Genomic DNA, 2,326 nt, shown 5'->3' on the forward strand with positions numbered 1-2,326 from the left:
GCGGCGGGGCGAACGGGCGGGGGCGTTCCGGCGGGGACGGACGGAGCGGGCCCGCACCGCGGACCGCCTCGGACGAGCTCCGCGATCCGCAGCACCCGGTCGACCGACGTCCGGGCGGACGGGTCGTGTGCTGGGACCCGCGCGGACCTCCGCGGTCGGCGGGACGTCGTGTCCTGTTCGCCTGCCGCCCCTTGCCCGCGCGCCGCTCCGAGCGCACGCTGGAGCCATGACCGCATGGAGCCCTCTCGAGACCGTCGGCGCCGTGGTGCTCGCCCTCGCGCTGATCGGGCTCACCGTCGCGGCCGTGGCGGTCGGAGCGGGCGACGAGATCGCGTTCATCGGCGTGCTGGTCGCCTTCGCGGTCGCCGTCACCGGGCTCGGCCTCCACATCGCCGGCCGCGAGGCGCGGTACCGCCGCGACAACCGGTGACTCCGTCGCGCTACCGCCGCGACGACGGCTGAGGAGGCGCGCTCCCGCCGCGACGGCCGCTGAGCGGGAGAGACTCCCGCTGCGACGACAGCCGGCCGGTCAGTGCCCGAGCTCCACCAGCAGCACGCCGGCGATGATCAGGCCGATCCCGCCGAGCATCGTCCAGGTCAGCGGGTCCTGGAACAGCCAGCGGCCGAGCACTGCCGTCAGCGCGACTCCGACCGCCGCCCAGATCCCGTAGGCCACCCCGATCGGCATGCCCTGCGCGAGCGCCCCGGCCAGCAGCGAGAACGCGACGACGTAGCCGACTCCGACCACGACGTACCAGCGCTTCCGGCCGTCCGTCGCGGGTTTGAGGCTCATCGTCGCGGCGACCTCGGTGAGGATCGCGCCCGAGAGCAGCAGCCAGGCCATCAGCGCACCGCCCGGCGCGCGGCCTGCGCTCGCTGCGAGCCGATCTCGACCATCAGCACGCCCGCGATGATCAGCACCAGCCCGATCGTCATCACGCCCGTCAGCGGCTGCCCGAAGAGCACGGCCGCGAGGACCGCCGTCAGCGCGACTCCGCACGCGCCCCACACGCCGTAGGCGACTCCGATCGGCATGCCGGCCTTGAGCACCCGGCTGAGGAGGACGAACGCCGCCAGGTAGGCCGCCACCACGAGGGCGTACCAGCCCGGCGACTCGATGGCGGCCTGGAGGGCGAGCGACGCCGTCACCTCGGTGAGGATCGCGCCGGTGAGGAGCACCCAGCTCATCGTGTGCCGTCGGATCGGGTCATCCGGCCAGCGTAGGGCGGGCGCGGAGGCGTGCGACCGCGGAACGAGGGCTCAGCGCGCGGGGAGGGTGGGAACGATCGTTCTCCAGGCAGTGACGCGCTCACCGCGCGAAGTGCTCGCGCACCTCCGCCTGCCAGCGCTCGCGGTCCTCCTCCGTGATGAACGCCGCGTCGAAGGAGTTGAGCGCCAGCTGCTCGAGCTGCGCGTCGTCCATCCCCAGCTCCTCGACCAGGGCGCGGTAGTTCTCATCCACGTAGCCGCCGAAGTAGGGCGGGTCGTCGCTCGAGACCGTCACGACGAGTCCCTCGCGGAGCATCGCGGGCAGCGGGTGGTCTGCCATCGTGTCCACAGCGCGCAGGGCCACGTTCGACAGCGGGCACACCGTCACCGGGATGCGGCGCTCGCGGAGCATCGCGACGACCTCCGGGTCCTCCATCGCGCGGATCCCGTGGTCGATCCGCTCGACCTTCAGCAGCTCGACGGTGGCCGCGACCGTCTCGGGCCCGCCCTCCTCGCCGGCGTGCGCGACCAGGCGCAGTCCGTCCGCCGCGGCGCGCGCGTAGACGTCGACGAACAGCTCCGGGCCGAAGCCCACCTCGTTCGAGTCGAGCCCGACGCCGATGATGTGCTCGCGCCAGGGGAGGATTGCCGTCAGCATCTCGTCGGCCGCGTCGGCGCCCAGGTCGCGGAGGAAGCACATGATCAGGTCCGTCGAGATCCCGTGGGTCTCCTCGCTCCGACCGAGCGCACGGGTGATCCCGCTCATCACGGTGTCGAGCGCGACGCCGTTGCCGAGGTGCGTCTGCGGGTCGAAGAAGATCTCGGCGCGGCGGACGTTCGCCTTCTGCGCCCGGTCGAGGTAGCCGGTCGCGAGCTCGAAGAAGTCCCGCTCCGTCTTCAGCACGGTGAGGTTCGAGTAGTGCAGCTCCAGGAACGACGCGAGGTCGGTGAAGGAGTACCGCGCGCGGAGGGCGTCGAGATCCTCGGTGGGCAGGGCGACCCCGTTGCGGCGCGCCATCTCGACGATGTGCTCGGGCTCGATCGTGCCCTCGAGGTGGATGTGCAGCTCCGCGCGCGGTACTCCTTCACCGACCTCGCGTCGTTCCTGGAGCTGCAC

Annotated in this window: 4 protein-coding genes; 1 reads left to right on the plus strand and 3 read right to left on the minus strand. The window is 72.5% G+C overall.

The features are described from left to right. Window positions 1-226: 226 nt before the first annotated feature. The gene (locus C5C25_RS16170) at window positions 227-430 is read left to right on the plus strand and encodes a hypothetical protein (RefSeq protein WP_104251193.1); all 204 of its coding nucleotides are present in this window, start codon (window positions 227-229) and stop codon (window positions 428-430) included. A 99-nt stretch (window positions 431-529) separates the two neighbouring features. Here C5C25_RS16170 and C5C25_RS16175 read toward each other — a convergent pair whose 3' ends face one another. The 3 genes from C5C25_RS16175 to C5C25_RS16185 form a co-directional block, all read right to left on the minus strand. After that, window positions 530-844 (minus strand): multidrug efflux SMR transporter, encoded by a 315-nt coding sequence (locus C5C25_RS16175; RefSeq protein ID WP_104239710.1) that lies wholly within the window; start codon window positions 842-844, stop codon window positions 530-532. Continuing rightward, window positions 844-1,188: a multidrug efflux SMR transporter gene (locus C5C25_RS16180; protein WP_104251194.1), complete on the minus strand. Its 345-nt coding sequence runs from the start codon at window positions 1,186-1,188 to the stop codon at window positions 844-846. The genes C5C25_RS16175 and C5C25_RS16180 overlap by 1 nt, the downstream gene beginning before the upstream one ends. Window positions 1,189-1,309: 121 nt before the next feature. Then, the gene (locus tag C5C25_RS16185; protein ID WP_104251195.1) at window positions 1,310-2,326 is read right to left on the minus strand and encodes an adenosine deaminase; all 1,017 of its coding nucleotides are present in this window, start codon (window positions 2,324-2,326) and stop codon (window positions 1,310-1,312) included.

It is taken from the genome of Rathayibacter sp. AY2B9 (assembly GCF_002931595.1).
Classification (GTDB): domain Bacteria; phylum Actinomycetota; class Actinomycetes; order Actinomycetales; family Microbacteriaceae; genus Rathayibacter.

Coding starts and splice junctions, on each gene's coding strand:
- C5C25_RS16170 (WP_104251193.1), top strand. CDS start 227: ATGACCGCATGGAGCCCTCTCGAGACCGTCGGCGCCGTGGTGCTCGCC.
- C5C25_RS16180 (WP_104251194.1), bottom strand. CDS start 1,188: ATGAGCTGGGTGCTCCTCACCGGCGCGATCCTCACCGAGGTGACGGCG.
- C5C25_RS16175 (WP_104239710.1), bottom strand. CDS start 844: ATGGCCTGGCTGCTGCTCTCGGGCGCGATCCTCACCGAGGTCGCCGCG.